The sequence below is a fragment of the Perlucidibaca sp. genome (genome assembly GCF_057084925.1).
In genome coordinates, this window is sequence record NZ_JBXMRC010000013.1 from 20483 (window position 1) to 35008 (window position 14526).

At 55.8% G+C, this 14526-nt stretch carries 18 protein-coding genes and 2 tRNA genes; 8 read left to right on the forward strand and 12 right to left on the reverse strand.

Annotation, left to right across the window (positions count from 1 at the left end):
- The 7 genes from tusC to pal are packed head-to-tail and all read left to right on the forward strand — an operon-like array spanning position 1 to position 4928.
- Complete coding sequence (gene tusC / locus AC14IB_RS04140; RefSeq protein WP_484230693.1) at positions 1-354, forward strand: sulfurtransferase complex subunit TusC; 354 nt, start codon at positions 1-3, stop codon at positions 352-354.
- Positions 351-647: a DsrH/TusB family sulfur relay protein gene (locus tag AC14IB_RS04145; protein ID WP_484230694.1), complete on the forward strand. Its 297-nt coding sequence runs from the start codon at positions 351-353 to the stop codon at positions 645-647. Before tusC ends, AC14IB_RS04145 begins: the two co-directional genes overlap by 4 nt.
- Positions 644-1012, forward strand: a complete 369-nt coding sequence (locus tag AC14IB_RS04150; RefSeq protein ID WP_484230695.1) for a TusE/DsrC/DsvC family sulfur relay protein — start codon at positions 644-646, stop codon at positions 1010-1012. The genes AC14IB_RS04145 and AC14IB_RS04150 overlap by 4 nt, the downstream gene beginning before the upstream one ends.
- A 23-nt stretch (positions 1013-1035) precedes the next feature.
- Positions 1036-2061, forward strand: a complete 1026-nt coding sequence (locus tag AC14IB_RS04155; RefSeq protein WP_484230696.1) for a glycosyl transferase family protein — start codon at positions 1036-1038, stop codon at positions 2059-2061.
- Positions 2061-2966 (forward strand): DUF1853 family protein, encoded by a 906-nt coding sequence (locus AC14IB_RS04160; protein WP_484230697.1) that lies wholly within the window; start codon positions 2061-2063, stop codon positions 2964-2966. Before AC14IB_RS04155 ends, AC14IB_RS04160 begins: the two co-directional genes overlap by 1 nt.
- Before the next feature lie 46 nt (positions 2967-3012).
- Positions 3013-4317, forward strand: a complete 1305-nt coding sequence (gene tolB / locus AC14IB_RS04165) for a Tol-Pal system beta propeller repeat protein TolB (RefSeq protein ID WP_484230698.1) — start codon at positions 3013-3015, stop codon at positions 4315-4317.
- 26 nt (positions 4318-4343) lie between these two features.
- Positions 4344-4928 (forward strand): peptidoglycan-associated lipoprotein Pal, encoded by a 585-nt coding sequence (gene pal / locus AC14IB_RS04170; RefSeq protein ID WP_484230699.1) that lies wholly within the window; start codon positions 4344-4346, stop codon positions 4926-4928.
- 13 nt (positions 4929-4941) lie between these two features.
- On the opposite strand, the gene arfB is transcribed toward pal, so the two are convergent.
- From arfB to AC14IB_RS04220, 10 genes are all read right to left on the reverse strand, one after another.
- Positions 4942-5358, reverse strand: coding sequence for an alternative ribosome rescue aminoacyl-tRNA hydrolase ArfB (gene arfB / locus AC14IB_RS04175; protein WP_068859604.1), 417 nt, complete (start codon positions 5356-5358; stop codon positions 4942-4944).
- A gap of 12 nt (positions 5359-5370) precedes the next feature.
- A complete protein-coding gene (locus AC14IB_RS04180) occupies positions 5371-6870 on the reverse strand; it encodes a helicase HerA-like domain-containing protein (protein WP_484230700.1) in 1500 nt (499 codons plus the stop codon).
- 161 nt (positions 6871-7031) lie between these two features.
- Positions 7032-7108: transfer RNA gene (locus AC14IB_RS04185), tRNA-Asp, on the reverse strand.
- Positions 7109-7130: 22 nt separating this feature from the next.
- Positions 7131-7206, reverse strand: a tRNA-Val gene (locus AC14IB_RS04190).
- Positions 7207-7322: 116 nt separating this feature from the next.
- Positions 7323-7532, reverse strand: coding sequence for a hypothetical protein (locus tag AC14IB_RS04195; protein WP_484230701.1), 210 nt, complete (start codon positions 7530-7532; stop codon positions 7323-7325).
- The gene (locus AC14IB_RS04200) at positions 7529-8065 is read right to left on the reverse strand and encodes a L,D-transpeptidase family protein (RefSeq protein WP_484230702.1); all 537 of its coding nucleotides are present in this window, start codon (positions 8063-8065) and stop codon (positions 7529-7531) included. Before AC14IB_RS04200 ends, AC14IB_RS04195 begins: the two co-directional genes overlap by 4 nt.
- Positions 8066-8072: 7 nt before the next feature.
- Positions 8073-8318, reverse strand: coding sequence for a hypothetical protein (locus AC14IB_RS04205; protein ID WP_068859612.1), 246 nt, complete (start codon positions 8316-8318; stop codon positions 8073-8075).
- A gap of 20 nt (positions 8319-8338) precedes the next feature.
- A complete protein-coding gene (locus AC14IB_RS04210) occupies positions 8339-8878 on the reverse strand; it encodes a DUF6586 family protein (RefSeq protein ID WP_484230703.1) in 540 nt (179 codons plus the stop codon).
- Positions 8871-11519: a type I DNA topoisomerase gene (gene topA / locus AC14IB_RS04215; protein WP_484230704.1), complete on the reverse strand. Its 2649-nt coding sequence runs from the start codon at positions 11517-11519 to the stop codon at positions 8871-8873. The genes AC14IB_RS04210 and topA overlap by 8 nt, the downstream gene beginning before the upstream one ends.
- 90 nt (positions 11520-11609) lie before the next feature.
- On the reverse strand, positions 11610-12053 hold the full coding sequence (locus tag AC14IB_RS04220) for a hypothetical protein (protein ID WP_484230705.1): 444 nt from the start codon (positions 12051-12053) through the stop codon (positions 11610-11612).
- A 141-nt stretch (positions 12054-12194) separates the two neighbouring features.
- Between AC14IB_RS04220 and lexA the strand changes: the two genes are divergently transcribed.
- Positions 12195-12806, forward strand: coding sequence for a transcriptional repressor LexA (gene lexA, locus AC14IB_RS04225; RefSeq protein WP_068859620.1), 612 nt, complete (start codon positions 12195-12197; stop codon positions 12804-12806).
- Positions 12807-12833: 27 nt separating this feature from the next.
- Here lexA and gloA read toward each other — a convergent pair whose 3' ends face one another.
- Together gloA and fadA are read right to left on the reverse strand one after the other, a co-directional pair.
- Complete coding sequence (gene gloA, locus AC14IB_RS04230) at positions 12834-13214, reverse strand: lactoylglutathione lyase (RefSeq protein WP_484230706.1); 381 nt, start codon at positions 13212-13214, stop codon at positions 12834-12836.
- A 119-nt stretch (positions 13215-13333) separates the two neighbouring features.
- Positions 13334-14512 carry an acetyl-CoA C-acyltransferase FadA gene (gene fadA, locus AC14IB_RS04235; RefSeq protein ID WP_484230707.1) on the reverse strand — a complete coding sequence of 393 codons (1179 nt, stop codon included), beginning with the start codon at positions 14510-14512 and terminating at the stop codon, positions 13334-13336.
- Positions 14513-14526: the final 14 nt, after the last annotated feature.

Consider the following 14526-nt stretch of genomic DNA (forward strand, 5'->3'; position numbering starts at 1 on the left):
ATGCGCCTGCTCATCATTGCCGCCAGCGACCCCTACGCCCACCAGCATGCCCAAGAATTACTGGATGCCATGCTAGTCGCCGCCACCTTTGGTGCCGAGGTCTCGCTGTTGTTTCAAGATGCCGGCATTTTGCAATTACTGCCAGATCAGTCGTCTGAGCTGCTCGGCCGCCGCAGCCTCAGCCGGCAACTCAATGCCCTGCCCTTATTTGATATCGAGCGCGTCTATGTTGACCTTAACGCCCTAGGTCAACTGGGCCTTAAAACCTTGGACTTAGCCCTGCCAGTGATGGCGCTAGACAGTCAGGAAATGGCGGCTCTGGTCGCCGTTCATGACCAGGTAATTCGCGCATGACGACCCTACACATTCTTTATGGCGCCACCTGGCCGAAAGCCCTTGAGCGTCTTTTTAGTCCTGGCGATGCAATTTTATTAGCGGGGGCCAGTGTGGCACTAGCGGTGAGCCCTCAAAGTCCGATGCAACATTTCTTGCAGCGGGTAGGCACCGGTATTCGCTGCCTCGCTTTAGATGACGCCGTGCTAGCGCGCGGATTAAGCAAGCACTGGCCAACGAACATTACACGGGTTTCCGACACGGAATGGGTCGCCTTGGTTTGTCAGCACGCTAAGAGCTTAAGTTGGTCATGACCCAAGCCTTTTGGGATAGCCGCCAATTACCGGTAACGTTTTCGCAAGCGCAGTTCGATGACGAAGGTTTTCTGCGCGACCTCACACAATGGTCGCCCGCCCTCGCTGACGCTATCGGTCTCTGTTTAAGTCTCTGCTCAGCGCAGGGCTTAAGTGATGAGCAACAGCGCATCGTGATGGCCGCGCGCGACTTCTACCAACGCTATGAGCGCATGCCGACAACACGTGCATTCGTCAAACACCTGGGACTTAGCCTGGGCGAGCCCTACGGCCAAAGCGCTACATTAATGCTGCACTTTCCGAACTACCCCATGCGCTTAGTCGCCCTCTGTGCGGGACTGCCAAAACCGCCCAACTGCTTTTAAAGCCATCGATAAGAATTTAGCTCATGGTCATGAAAAATCTCTACAAAACCGCCGAACACCCGTTTGCGCAATACGTCCGCATTCTGGGCAAAGGCAAAACCTCCAGTCGCTCACTGACGTTGGAGGAAGCACGCGACGCCATGGCTATGATCGTGGCGGGTGATGTAGAGCCTGTGCAGCTCGGCGCTTTTCTCATGCTTTTACGGGTGAAAGAAGAGAGCCCAGAAGAACTGGCCGGCTTTGTCATGGCGGCACGCGCAGGCCTGCAAAAACAACGGGATCAGGCACTAGCTAAAGCTAACCAACCTGCGATTCAGGTCGATTTAGACTGGTCTTCCTACGCCGGCAAACGCAAGCATTACCCTTGGTTTCTGTTGGCCGTTAAAGTGCTGGCCGCCAACGGCGTTCGAATCTTTATGCACGGTGCTAGCGGCCACACCATGAACCGGCTCTATACCGAAGCGGTATTGCCCACGCTGGATTTACCCGTGTGCACTCAGTGGTCTGACGTGAACGCCGCATTGGATGCACATCAATTTGCTTACCTCAGTTTGGATGCCGTCTGCCCGCCGCTGGGAGAGATCATTCAATTACGCAATGTGCTGGGCCTGCGCTCGCCCGTTCATACGCTATCGCGCCTGCTTAACCCGGTAGATGCGCCGTATGTCATGCAGGCCATTTTTCACCCGGCCTACCGCGAATCTCACCAGCATGCGGCGGAACAACTGGGCTATCGCAATAGCTGCGTCATCAAGGGCGAGGGCGGTGAAATTGAACGCAACCCCGATGGCCTTTGCTTAGCCAAACAAATTGTGGACGGCGTGCTTACCGAAGAAGAATGGCCAGCCTTATTTCCCTTACGCCATAGCCCCGAAGAGGCCTTTGATCTGAATCACTTCCTCGCCGTGTGGCGTGGCGAGGCGGAGCATGAGTATGGGGAAATGGCGGTGATTGGTACCTTGGCTTTGGCGTTACGCGTCTTACAACGAGCCGACAGCCAGCAGCATGCTTTAAGCCTAGCCACTGAATATTGGAAAAATAGACACTAATGCCTTGGCGCAGCTATCAGCACCCTGCTGTCCGTGACTTAGTGTGGTTGATTGCTAGCGCGCCACTCATTAGCCCTGAACACGCTCAAGATCCACACGCCTATTGGCCCAGCGCCGAGGACTACCTCGCGCTGTATGCCCGCCATGAGCCCTGGTTACGGCAACTGGATGCCGCCCCCCAGCGTCTTGAAGCCGTATTGAGCCAGGCCCGTGACTTGCGTTTGGGACGCTATGCCGAAGATTTACTGCATTTCTGGTTATCCGACCCAGACAATCACGAGTTTGAACCGGTCGCCGAGCATGTTGCGCTTCGGGAAAATGGCATCACCCTGGGTGAGTTAGATTTTTTAGTGCGCGAGCGCGCCACTGGCCAACTTTGCCACATAGAACTGGCATTGAAATTCTACTTAGGGACGTACACGAGCAGCAGCCCCGAGTTACGCTGGTTTGGCCCAAACCGAAGCGATAGCTTGGCGCGCAAACTCTCACACCTTAGCAACAAACAGCTGCCTCTGCTAAGCACACCGCCGGGCAAAGCCTGGCTGGACGCTGAAGGGCTGAGTCATGAAAAGCCGCCTCGTCCTTGGGCTTGGCTAAAAGGACGCTTGTTTCAACCACAGGCATTAGTCACCCATCCTCACCAAGCGCAATGGTTTAGCGTCGCGGACTTTCAGTGCTACGCTGAAAAACATCCCTACCAGTGGTACCTGCTCGAAAAAAAGCATTGGTTAGCGCCGAACTTGTCCACGCCATCGCAACACCCGACGTTAATGCCAGAGACGTTGCTAACTGGCTTCCTTGGCGATGAGGCTCAGGCACTCATTGGTTACCACGGCAGCGACGAAGTCGTTCGAATTTTTGTGGTTGGGGCAGACTGGCCAGGATGCATTTCTGCTACCGTTTAACCGGCCATTTCGCTCCGCATCACCCTTATAATGCAGCCGTTTTTTTATGATGACTTGGGTTCCCATGCGCTTTTTTTCACTTTCGGTGTTGATGTTGCTGGTCACGCTTTCCGGCAGCGCGCAGGCCATGCTGAGCATTGAAATCAGCAAAGCCCTCGCGCAGCTAAGGCCATTGGCGGTGCTGCCATTTGCCGATGAGGACGGTGGCGAAAATATTGCCAGCATTGTTCGAAATGACCTGACGCGCGGCGGACAACTAAAGATCGTTGCCGAAAACGATCTGCCCATGGGTCTCACCCTAACCGGCACTATCCACCCAGACTCTTGGCAGGCCCTACCTGGCGACATGCTCTTACGCGGCAGTCAACGTCGGGAAGCCGATGGCAAACTCAGCTTTAGCTACGAGCTCTTGCGTCGCGATAGCGCCGCGCCGCTACTGGCCGAGCGTTTCACCGTCAGCAGTTCCCGATGGCGAGATGCGGGTCATTACATTAGCGATCGAGTCTTTGAAACGCTCACCGGGGAAAAAGGCATCTTCTCCACCCGCATTGCCTACATCAATGTGTATGAACGCGATGGCAAGCGTCGCTATCGGCTCGAGCTCAGCGATATTGATGGCGCTCGCCGCACACGTTTGCTGGACTCCAATGAGCCCATCATGTCCGCGACGTGGTCGCCTGACGGCAGGTCCATGGCCTATGTGTCTTTCGAGACCGGCCAATCGCAAATCTATATCCAAAATTTACAAACGCGAGAGCGTAAACGCCTAACCAATTTTGAAGGCGTCAACGGTGCCCCATCGTGGTCTCCCGATGGTAAAAACCTGCTGATGTCACTATCACGGGATGGCAATGCCGAAATTTATGTCATGGAGATCGCCACACAGTCATTGACTCGGCTTACCAACAACCCCGCCATCGACACCGAGCCGCGCTGGTTACAGGACGGCCAGCAAATTATCTTCACGTCAGATCGCGGGGGACGGCCTCAGCTCTATCGTCTGGATATCGCCAGCGGTGATAGCAAGCGCCTGACATTCGAGGGTCGTTTCAATGCCAAGGCCGCGCCTAGCCCCGATGGACGCTTTGTGGCGATGGTTCATGACTCTGGCGATGGCCGCTACCGTCTCGCCGTGCGCGACCTCAATACCGGCACCACCGACATCCTCAGTGAGAGCAGTCTGGACGACTCACCCAGCTTTGCCCCCGACAGTCGATTGCTGGTTTATGGCAGTCGACAAGGTGGCGGCCGCGGCCTTCGCGTGCAATCCATTGACGGTAAAACTCAGTGGCGAATCCCCACCCAGCAAGGTGAAATTAAAGGCCCTGTATGGTCACCTTTTTTGCGCTAAATCGTATTTTTAAACGGATGGATCATATGAAAAATGTAGTGGCTCTGGCGGTTCTCAGCACCGCACTCATCAGTCTCAGTGGCTGTTCTACCCTTGATCGCTTGCTCAAAGGCAACCCATCAGCGGCTATCGAACCCGAGACGAATGGCCCTCTAGCACCCTCCGTTGTTAATAATGCGGAAGAAATTAATCGCCCGGCAGACCGCGCTTGTGCACCCGCAGCCCTAACGGCGCTGGCCGCTCGCCTGCCCGAGGCATCGCAACAAACGGCCGTTACACAAAGCGTTTTTACCTTCGCTACCGACAAGCACGATCTGAACAGTGAAATCTCTGGCGTTCTAGCCGCGCATGCACTGCTGCTGCAACAGAATCCACGTGTGCAAATGAAAATCACCGGCCATACGGATGAGCGAGGTACCGCCGACTACAACCTCGCGCTTGGCGAGCGCCGCGCCAATGCGGTTGCCACCTTCCTCGCTGCCGCAGGCGTGACACCTACGCAGCTGCAAGTGGTGAGCTACGGAGAAGAGAAGCCGGCTGCCCTTGGCTCAGATGAATCCGCTTGGGCGCAAAACCGTCGCGTAGAACTTGCTTATTCCGGTTGTGAGTAAGCAGCGCTGTTACTTAATGATCAAGCACACGACTGCGTAAGACTTTTACCTGACCGCGCTGAACCTTGCTATCAACCCGTTGCCGACGCGCACTTCGCGTTGGCCGCGTGGGGGTTCGATGGGGCAGCACATGATTAGCTTCGGCAAGTAACTCGTGAAGGCGCTGAATCGCATCCTCGCGATTTTTTTCTAGGCTGCGAAAGCGCTGGGCTTTAATAACGATCACGCCTTCTCGGCTAATGCGCTGATCTGACCAGGCCAGAATACGCTGCTTAATTTCATCCGCTAATGAAGACGCCGCCACGTCAAAGCGCAAGTGAATCGCGTTAGACACTTTATTGACGTTTTGCCCGCCCGCGCCCTGCGCTCGGATAGCCAGAAACTCCACTTCATCCAAGGCAAAAGCCACGGGCTGAACATTAAGCACCATGCATGATCTCCATTAACGACGACTAAACGAGCCCAAAAGGCCCCGCAAAAGCTCTCGGCCAATTTTACGGCCAACTTCGGAGCTGGCTGCGCGAGCCGCACTTTTTGCCGCGGTCTTCCATAAGCTATCCGGCTCACTGGCCGGTCGTTTTGCTGCCGCTTTCGCAGCTAAAGCAGCCGCCTTTTCCGCAGCTTGGGCAGACGCAGCAGCCGTGGCGGATTGCATTTGCGCTTGCGCTCGTTGCTGCAACATCTCATAAGCAGACTCTCGATCAACCAAGGCATCATAGCGGCCTTTGAACGGCGATCGACCCAGAGTGATTTGCCGTTCTTCGGCACTGACTGTCCCCATACGAGAACGCGGCGGACGAATTTTGGCACGCTCAACGGGCGAAGGCACACCGCCCTCACCCAAGGTCGACACCAAGGCCTCGCCCACGCCCAGCTCAAGAATCGCCGTTGCCACATCCAAGCCCGGTTTGGCACGAAACGTCTCAGCAGCGGCCTTAACGGCCTTCTGATCGCGCGGAGTAAAGGCGCGCAGCGCGTGCTGCACACGATTCCCCAGCTGCCCCAAAATGGACTCCGGTACATCCAACGGATTTTGGGTAATGAAATACACCCCCACGCCCTTGGAGCGAATCAGGCGCACCACTTGCTCAACCTTATCAATGAGCGCTTTCGGGGCATCGTTGAATAACAGGTGAGCTTCATCGAAGAAAAACACCAAACGCGGTAAATCTGCATCACCCCGCTCAGGCAGGTTCTCAAAGAGCTCCGAGAGCAACCACAATAAAAAAGTCGCGTACAAGCGTGGCTGCTGATAGAGCTTGTCCGCCGCTAAAATATTGATGACGCCGCGACCTTCCAAGGTGGTTTGCATGAAGTCTTCGAGCTTCAGGGCGGGCTCACCAAAAAAGGCCTCTGCGCCTTGCTGCTCTAACGTCAGCAACGAGCGCTGTATCACCCCCAAGCTAGCTTTGCTCAAGGCTCCGTAGTCACGACCAAAGGCCTCGGTATTATCGGCAGCAAAACTCAGCAAGGCGCGCAGGTCTTTCAGGTCGAGTAAAAGTAGGCCGTTGTCGTCGGCATACTTAAAAAGCAGGTTTAAAACGCCTTCTTGAGTCTCATTGAGATCAAGCATGCGGGTCAGCAGGAGTGGGCCTAAATCAGAGATGGAGGCGCGAACGGGGTGACCCTGCTCACCAAAAACATCCCAAAACACCACTGGATACGCCTGAGTTCTGAACTCACTCATTCCAGTCTTTACCGCGCGCTCTGCCAATTTCGGATTCGCGCTGTCGCCCGCTTGCGACAGACCCGCCACATCACCTTTGATATCTGCCAAAAATACCGGGACACCAAGGTCGGCAAAGCCCTCCGCCAAAATTTGAAGCGTAATCGTTTTACCGGTACCGGTTGCACCCGCCACCAGGCCATGGCGATTAGCGTAACGCCCTTCCAACAAGCACGTGACGTCCCCTTTGCCGACTAAGACTTGATTTCCACTCATTGCAGCATCCTACTGAAAAGTTAAAACCCAGTAGGCATATAACGGGGCAAGAAAGATCTTGTCAAAGCGAAAAGCTTGGGAAAAATGTGACGAAAGGAGATGACAGAATCTGGACTAAAAAAAACGCCTTAATCTTTCGATTAAGGCGTTTCTTAGTCATATGGCGCAGCGGACGGGACTCGAACCCGCGACCCCCGGCGTGACAGGCCGGTATTCTAACCGACTGAACTACCGCTGCGCGTCGGTACACAAAGACGAAATGGTGGGTGTTGACGGGATCGAACCGCCGACCCGCGCCTTGTAAGGGCGCTGCTCTCCCAGCTGAGCTAAACACCCATTGTCGTCGCTGTGTGGGGCGCATTATAGGGATTCTTTTCAGGCTGTCAAAAGGATTCTTAGGGCAAACGCATCAAGTGACGCTTTTATGAGCGCAACGAAGATTTTGAAGGAAACTATGCCTTTGCAAGCAGCCCTTGAGCAGCAAAATGCCGGGCTGCGGCCTCGGCAAGTTCGTAGTCAGCAAAGCGGTCTGCAAACGTATTGCCACGAGGGTCGGCCACTAAGTAGGCCTGTAGCACTAACTGTAGGGTCTGACGATTAATCTCGCCTAACTCCAAAATGGTGTAGCCAGTGGCCGCCACGGGCCACGCCTGACCAATCATGCCTGCTCCGAAATGAACACGGGCGTGTAGGCCGGCACTTGATCGAACAGAGAGACGATGTCGGTGTTGCGCATCCGAATACAGCCGTGCGAACGAGGCTCACCCATGGGTTCGCTATCGGGAGTGCCATGCACATAAATGTAGCGACGCATCGAGTCCACACAGCCTTGCGCGTTCTTGCCGCGATTAACACCAGGTTCAAGACCTGAAAGCCATAAAATACGGGTCAAGATCCAGTCACGCTGGGGAAATTGAGCCAATAAGTCCGGTGTACAAATTTCTCCGGTAAGACGTCGCCCCCGAAACACGGCTGTCAACGGCGCATCAGCGCCAATGCGCGCTCGCACACAATGCCATCCACGCGGCGTTTGCTCACTGCCCGAGCTCTCGCCAACACCCTTTAATGCGGTAGAGATCGAGTAGTCTGCGAGGATATTGTTACCTTCACAGAGCCAAAGGCGCTGACTCAGCACACCCACTAGCAGCCAACGAGCAGCAGGAATTTGCGCGGGTAAACCTTGGCTCGGCAACATACAGACCTCAATGCAGGGTTTTTTGATCGCCCTCAAAGCCTTCGGGATTGGCCAGGTGATGTGTTGCCAATTGAACGCCAGCCCCGACCATAGCGCGTGCGATATCGGTGGTACGCGCGCCCAACATTAAACGAGCTTCCGCCGAGAAGCGCACACTGACGAGAGGCTCAGCGTCCGCCGCATCGCCACTGCGTCGTAAAATCACTTCGCCATCGGCCGATTCGGTCAGTTCTAAAAATGCAAAATCAGACATGGTGTGCTCAAGAAAAAACGTTAAAACTCAACAAGCTCGGCGCGGAAATCGCGGATGGCTTGCGTCAAGGCACGGTGAATAGCGTCTAAGGTAGCCAGATCGGTTTGACTCAGCGGTGAGTCCACAGTGGTATTGACGACAGCAATCCCAATACGGGCCGGTGAATCTGCTTCCGAGGCCAAATCAGGCAATTCAATCGGCAACAGGGTCGCCCGATAGAGCTGAGTGAGCTGGGATAGCCAGCTATCAGGCAGCTCGCTCAGCTGCTGCAAAATTTCCGCCTCCGGCGACACCTGCTGACGTTGCGCCATCGCTGCAGCAAGCGCAGCCGGGGACGATACCGGCGGAATAACCTTGTAAAAGCGCGACAGCTCCTGCATGAACGCGCCTAGGCCCGCATGCAGATGCCAGATGGCGGCTTCGCGACAACTCATCGCCCGTGGCTCCGCGTCAAAAGAATCCGTGTCGGCCAATGCCGCTTGCAACAAATTCAATTGCAGACGAGCAAAATAGAGCTTTTGGTTCGTCCGCGCCGGAAAAATATTTCGGTCTTTACTCATCGGACTTGACCTTCTTGTCCGCTTTTGGCGCCGTCACCAACCAACGTCCGCCGTCAAAATAGGCCTGCCAACCCGTGGCCTTGCCATCTTCCTCGGACATCACATACTGCTCGCGTGTCTTGCGGCTGAAACGGAGGATATACGGGCGACCCTCCGGATCTTGACGCGGGGCATCGAGCAGATACAGATGCTTGGGATCGAGCTGCTCGGCCACCGTATGCAGCTCGTCTACCGAGGGGGCGCGAGTCTCGCGATTCTTAGGGAATTTGCTAGCCGCTAAGAACAAGCCGCTGGCCCCGTCGCGCAGCAGGAAATGATCGTCACACTTAGCACAGGGCAAGTGTGGCATACGGATGGGATCCGCTTTCGGTGGCGCAGCTTCGCCACTGCGCAACAGCTTGCGCGTATTGCCGCAGGTCGTGCTGGTACAACCGAAATACTTGCCGAAACGCCCCGTCTTCAGCTGCATGTCGCTGCCGCATTTGTCGCACTCAATCAGCGGGCCGTCATAGCCCTTGATGCGATAGCTGCCCTCTTCCACTTCGTAGCCGGCGCAGTCCGGGTTGTTGCCGCAGACGTGCAGCTTACGATCAGCATCGATGAGGTAGCTTTCCATCGCCGTGCTGCAGATCGGGCAGCGATGCTTGGCGCGCAGGGCCTTGGTTTCGCTCTCGTCGTCATCATCGGAGACCGCTTCATCGCCGCGAATCAAATTGAGGGTGAACTTGCAGCGCTCCTTTGGCGGCAGTGCATAGCCTGAGCACCCCAAAAACACCCCGGTTGACGCGGTACGAATTTGCAATGGGCGAGTACAGAGCTGGCAGGGCAACTCAGTTTGCACCGGCAGGTTGCGACGCATACCGTCGTCATCTTGCCCTGCTTTTTCGAGCTTCCTCAGGAAGTCCTTGTAGAAGCGATCGAGCACGGCCTTCCAGTTCTCTGAACCCTCAGCCACTTTGTCGAGCTGAGCCTCAAGATCCGCCGTGAAGGCGTAGTCCATGAGGTTGCTGAAGTTCTCGCTGAGGCGATCGGTCACGATATCGCCCATTTTCTCCGCATAGAAGCGACGGTTCTCAACACGGGCATAGCCGCGCTCTTGAATCGTGGAGATGATGGCGGCATAGGTCGATGGCCGGCCAATGCCGCGTTTTTCTAACTCACGCACCAAGCTGGCTTCGGTATAGCGCGCTACCGGCTTAGTAAAATGCTGCTTGGGATCGAGTGCCTGCAAGGCCAAGGTTTCCCCCACGGCCACATCCGGCAGGACGATGTCTTCTTTATCTTTAGCAATCGCACTGAGCACGCGAGTGAAGCCATCGAAACGCAAAATACGGCCACGGGTACGCATCTCAAAATCCGCCGCACTGACGGTAAGGCTGGTGCTGGTGTATTCGGCTTCGGTCATCTGGCACGCCACAAACTGACGCCAGATCAGGTCATACAAGCGCTCAGCATCTTTCTCCAGCCCTTCAACCGTACCTGGCTTGGCCGACACATTAGAAGGACGGATTGCTTCATGCGCCTCTTGCGCGCCTTCCTTGCTGCTATAGGAAATGGGGTTGGCGGGCAGGTATTTCGCGCCAAACTGGTCCGTGATGTAGTCGCGCACGGCGGCCACGGCATCCTGACTCAGGTTGGTCGAGTCGGTACGCATATAGGTGATGTGACCGGCTTCGTACAGGCGCTGCGCCAGCGTCATGGTCTTTTTCACACTAAAGCCCAAGCGCGTGCTCGCAGCCTGCTGCAGTGTGGACGTAATGAACGGTGCTGTGGGCTTGCTGCGAGTGGGTTTGTCTTCCCGCTTAGTCACGCGATAGGCGGCTTTCTGCAGCACCGTCACGGCGGCACTGGCTTGCGCTTCGTTGACCGGCTTGAAGGCATCACCACCCTGCTTGCTCACTTCAAGGCGCAAGGCGCCCTTTTGCGGCGTCAAAGTATCGGCCCAGATTTCCCAATATTCTTCGGGAATGAAGGCGCGAATTTCACGCTCACGCTCAACCACCAAACGCACAGCCACAGACTGCACTCGACCAGCGGACAAGCCACGCGCAATCTTTTCCCAGAGCAGCGGCGACACCATGTAGCCAACGACACGATCAAGGAAACGACGCGCCTGTTGGGCATTCACACGATCCAGATTGAGCTCACCCGGCGCTTTAAATGCCTCGGTAATGGCCGTTTTGGTAATTTCGTTAAACACCACACGCTTAAAGCGGCTGTCATCACCGCCAATGACTTCACGAAGATGCCACGCAATGGCCTCCCCTTCGCGATCCAAGTCAGTCGCGAGGTAGATGGTGTCAGCTTCTTTAGCTAGCGCCTTGAGCTCACTAACGACCTTCTCTTTGCCGGGTAGGATTTCGTACTTAGCCTTCCAGCTTTTGTCCGGATCGACACCCATGCGTGCCACGAGCGCCGCGCGCTGCTTACCCGCCTTCTGTTCGAGTTTCTGCTCCGGCGAGAGCTTACGGGTCTCAGCAGCCGCTTTCGCTCGCTCAGCGGGATCACTGGTGGAGCCACCACTGACCGGCAAATCGCGGACATGGCCAACACTGGACTTCACAATAAAGTCTTTGCCCAGATACTTGTTGATGGTCTTGGCTTTCGCCGGCGACTCGACGATGACCAGTGATCTACCCATGGTGTCGGGAATTCCTTACAACGGTGAATGACGGGACGCAGACAACGCCCATCAAAAGAGCGGCATATATACGAGGACGACGCGATGGGGTCAAGCAAACACCGGCTTAAGTAGGCGAATGAACTGCTCTACGGTCTGAATTTGGCCATCCTCACGCCAATAAAGCACCACGCCGTCAGCACGAACATCAATACCCAACCAACCCGCAGGAGCTGGCGTTGGCCAAGGAGGTGAAGTAAGCCAGGCCGACTTGTCATCGAGGGGCTGCCAGTTGAGCAGTCCCTCATGCCAACGCCAGCGACCCAATGCCACCGGCTGAGTCGTGAGCGGATAGCGATACTGGGCAATCAGTCCCTGCCCCGGCTTTTGGCCCAGCCACTCTGGCGCTACACGCAGGTTCACGCTTAAGCCTTGGGACTTGGCAAAGTCACGCTGCTTAATAAGCGCCCGATCACTTCTACTGGGGCGCAGCCACATAATGTTGCCAATGATGCTGGCCAGTACCAAAAAGCTCACCCAAAGAAACGTCGTCATGACACCCGCCTTCGCGATTAAGAGTCTGAGTCTATCAGTTTGTATCAACCGACTATCGGAAAACTTACTGACAATAGAGTCAGCACTGGCTTTTTGGTCAGTATTCTCGTATTTTTGACACTCACAGAGAGGTTAATCGACATGCAAGCACTCACCACGCGCCAAGCTGAAATTCTCGACTTTATACGCGATTGCGTCGAAAGCAATGGCATGGCACCCACCCGCGCTGAAGTCGCCCTTAAGTTTGGTTTCCGCTCTAAAACGGCAGCCGCGGATCATCTGCGCGCGCTGGAGCAGAAAGGCTATATCAAATTGCATGCTGAACTGTCTCGGGGCATACAGCTGCTGGTTGACGAGCTACTCGATGAAGACCTCATCCCCGTCATCGGCTCCGTGGCCGCGGGCCTTCCCTTGGAAGCTGTTGAAAATCACGATCACAGCCTACCGGTTCCGCGTGGTCTGTTTAACAAGCGACCAACCTATCTACTGCGCGTTCGTGGCGAGTCCATGAAGGATGCTGGCATCCTCGATGGCGACCTCATTGCGGTCTACAAGACCAGCATCGCTCGCGCTGGCCAAATTGTCATCGCGCGCATCGACAACGAAGTGACCGTTAAATACCTCGATTACGAGAAAAAAATGGTGAAGCTAGTCCCCGCCAACACCACTTTTGAACCACAGCTGATTTCGCCAGACAAGGTGGTGATTGAGGGTGTGTTTGTTGGCCTGATTCGCGATAGTTTCGCGACCTAACATAGGCCGCGAAACTGAAGGGCTAACTCAGTGGGGTGTCTGGATTAGCTCAATTTTGTAGCCGTCTGGATCTTCGACAAAGGCAATGACCGTGGTGCCATGCATCATGGGTCCCGCGGGGCGAGTCACCTTGCCGCCCTTGGCAATCACGGCCTCGCAGGCGGCGTAAGCATCCGGCACCGCCAGCGCGACATGGCCGTAGCCGCTACCCAACTCGTAGCTGGCTGTGTCCCAGTTGTGGGTCAGCTCCAGCTCCATGGCATCGCCCTCAAAACCCATGAAGGCCAGCGTGAAGCGGCCGCCGGGGTAATCGTTACGACGACGCAACTGCATCCCAAGGACATCGCGATAGAAGCTAATAGATCGGTCTAGATCGCCGACACGAAGCATGGTGTGAAGAATTCGCATGGTGTTCTCCCAATCATTCATCAGAAATGCAGGCAAAAAAATACCGCGCAAGTCACACGCGGTATTTTTAGCGGAACGCTTCGGCAGTGCAGTGCAACAAAGCCACTGCACGCTGCAGCTTAGAGACGCTCGATAACCGTCGCGATGCCTTGGCCTAGACCAATACACATCGTCGCCAGACCCAGCTGCGTATCTTTCTGTTCCATCACGTTCAGCAGTGTGGTGGTGATACGCGCACCGGAGCAACCCAGCGGATGGCCGAGCGCAATCGCGCCGCCATTGTGGTTGACCTTGGCTTCAGCCTGATCGAGCAGGTTCAGCCCCTTGAGCACGGACAGGCCCTGGGCTGCGAAGGCTTCGTTTAGCTCGACAGTCTGGATGTCGTTGATCGACAGACCAGCACGCTTGAGTGCCTTCTCAGTGGCAGGGACTGGGCCCCAGCCCATGATCGCTGCTTCACAGCCAGCAACCGCCATCGAGCGAATTTTGGCACGTGGCTTCAGACCCAGTGCTTTGGCGCGTTCAGCGCTCATCAGCAGCATCGCGGAAGCACCGTCGGATAACGCCGACGACGTACCAGCCGTAACCGTGCCACCCTTAGGGTTGAAGGCCGGACGCAGCGCAGCAAACTGCTCCAGGGTGGCATCCTGACGAATCACTTCGTCAATTGTGCAGAGCTGCTTGAAGCCGTTGGCGTCGTGACCTTCAATGCCGACGATTTCATTGGCAAAACGGCCTTCTTGCGTCGCTGCCCAAGCTTTCTGGTGCGAAATCAAGCCGAACTGGTCCTGCATTTCACGGCTGATGCCGTTCATGGTGCCTAGCATTTCAGCGGTCAGGCCCATCATGTTCGACGCTTTCGCGTAGTACTTGGACGCTGCTGGGTTGAGATCGATGCCGTGCATCATGCCAACGTGGCCCATGTGCTCAACACCGCCGATGACGAAAACATCACCCTGGCCAGTCATGATCTGAGCTGCTGCAGTGTGCAGTGCCTGCATCGACGAACCGCAAAGACGGTTTACCGTCTGGCCTGGCACCGAGCGTGGCAACTCAGCGAGCATGGCGATGTTACGCGCCACGTTCATGCCCTGCTCCAAGGTCTGGTTCACACAGCCCCAGATCACATCTTCAACTTCTTCCGGATTGGCATTCGGGTTTCGGGCAAACAGCGCCTTTACCAGTTCAGCCGAAATCGTGTCGGCACGGACATTGCGGAACATGCCGTTCTTGGTACGGCCCATGGCGCTACGTACGCCATCGACAATCACCACATCACGCGGGTTCAAAGTAGTCATGTCAGGCTCCTAGA

Excerpts from the sequence above, each read along its gene's own strand:
- tusC (WP_484230693.1), top strand. The coding sequence starts at position 1 with ATGCGCCTGCTCATCATTGCCGCCAGCGACCCCTACGCCCACCAGCAT.
- AC14IB_RS04200 (WP_484230702.1), bottom strand. The coding sequence starts at position 8,065 with ATGTTGCCGAGCCAAGGTTTACCCGCGCAAATTCCTGCTGCTCGTTGG.
- AC14IB_RS04195 (WP_484230701.1), bottom strand. The coding sequence starts at position 7,532 with ATGATTGGTCAGGCGTGGCCCGTGGCGGCCACTGGCTACACCATTTTG.
- fadA (WP_484230707.1), bottom strand. The coding sequence starts at position 14,512 with ATGACTACTTTGAACCCGCGTGATGTGGTGATTGTCGATGGCGTACGT.
- AC14IB_RS04205 (WP_068859612.1), bottom strand. The coding sequence starts at position 8,318 with ATGTCTGATTTTGCATTTTTAGAACTGACCGAATCGGCCGATGGCGAA.
- topA (WP_484230704.1), bottom strand. The coding sequence starts at position 11,519 with ATGGGTAGATCACTGGTCATCGTCGAGTCGCCGGCGAAAGCCAAGACC.
- AC14IB_RS04145 (WP_484230694.1), top strand. The coding sequence starts at position 351 with ATGACGACCCTACACATTCTTTATGGCGCCACCTGGCCGAAAGCCCTT.
- AC14IB_RS04220 (WP_484230705.1), bottom strand. The coding sequence starts at position 12,053 with ATGACGACGTTTCTTTGGGTGAGCTTTTTGGTACTGGCCAGCATCATT.
- AC14IB_RS04150 (WP_484230695.1), top strand. The coding sequence starts at position 644 with ATGACCCAAGCCTTTTGGGATAGCCGCCAATTACCGGTAACGTTTTCG.
- arfB (WP_068859604.1), bottom strand. The coding sequence starts at position 5,358 with ATGGTGCTTAATGTTCAGCCCGTGGCTTTTGCCTTGGATGAAGTGGAG.
- tolB (WP_484230698.1), top strand. The coding sequence starts at position 3,013 with ATGATGACTTGGGTTCCCATGCGCTTTTTTTCACTTTCGGTGTTGATG.
- AC14IB_RS04180 (WP_484230700.1), bottom strand. The coding sequence starts at position 6,870 with ATGAGTGGAAATCAAGTCTTAGTCGGCAAAGGGGACGTCACGTGCTTG.
- pal (WP_484230699.1), top strand. The coding sequence starts at position 4,344 with ATGAAAAATGTAGTGGCTCTGGCGGTTCTCAGCACCGCACTCATCAGT.
- lexA (WP_068859620.1), top strand. The coding sequence starts at position 12,195 with ATGCAAGCACTCACCACGCGCCAAGCTGAAATTCTCGACTTTATACGC.
- AC14IB_RS04155 (WP_484230696.1), top strand. The coding sequence starts at position 1,036 with ATGGTCATGAAAAATCTCTACAAAACCGCCGAACACCCGTTTGCGCAA.
- AC14IB_RS04210 (WP_484230703.1), bottom strand. The coding sequence starts at position 8,878 with ATGAGTAAAGACCGAAATATTTTTCCGGCGCGGACGAACCAAAAGCTC.
- AC14IB_RS04160 (WP_484230697.1), top strand. The coding sequence starts at position 2,061 with ATGCCTTGGCGCAGCTATCAGCACCCTGCTGTCCGTGACTTAGTGTGG.
- gloA (WP_484230706.1), bottom strand. The coding sequence starts at position 13,214 with ATGCGAATTCTTCACACCATGCTTCGTGTCGGCGATCTAGACCGATCT.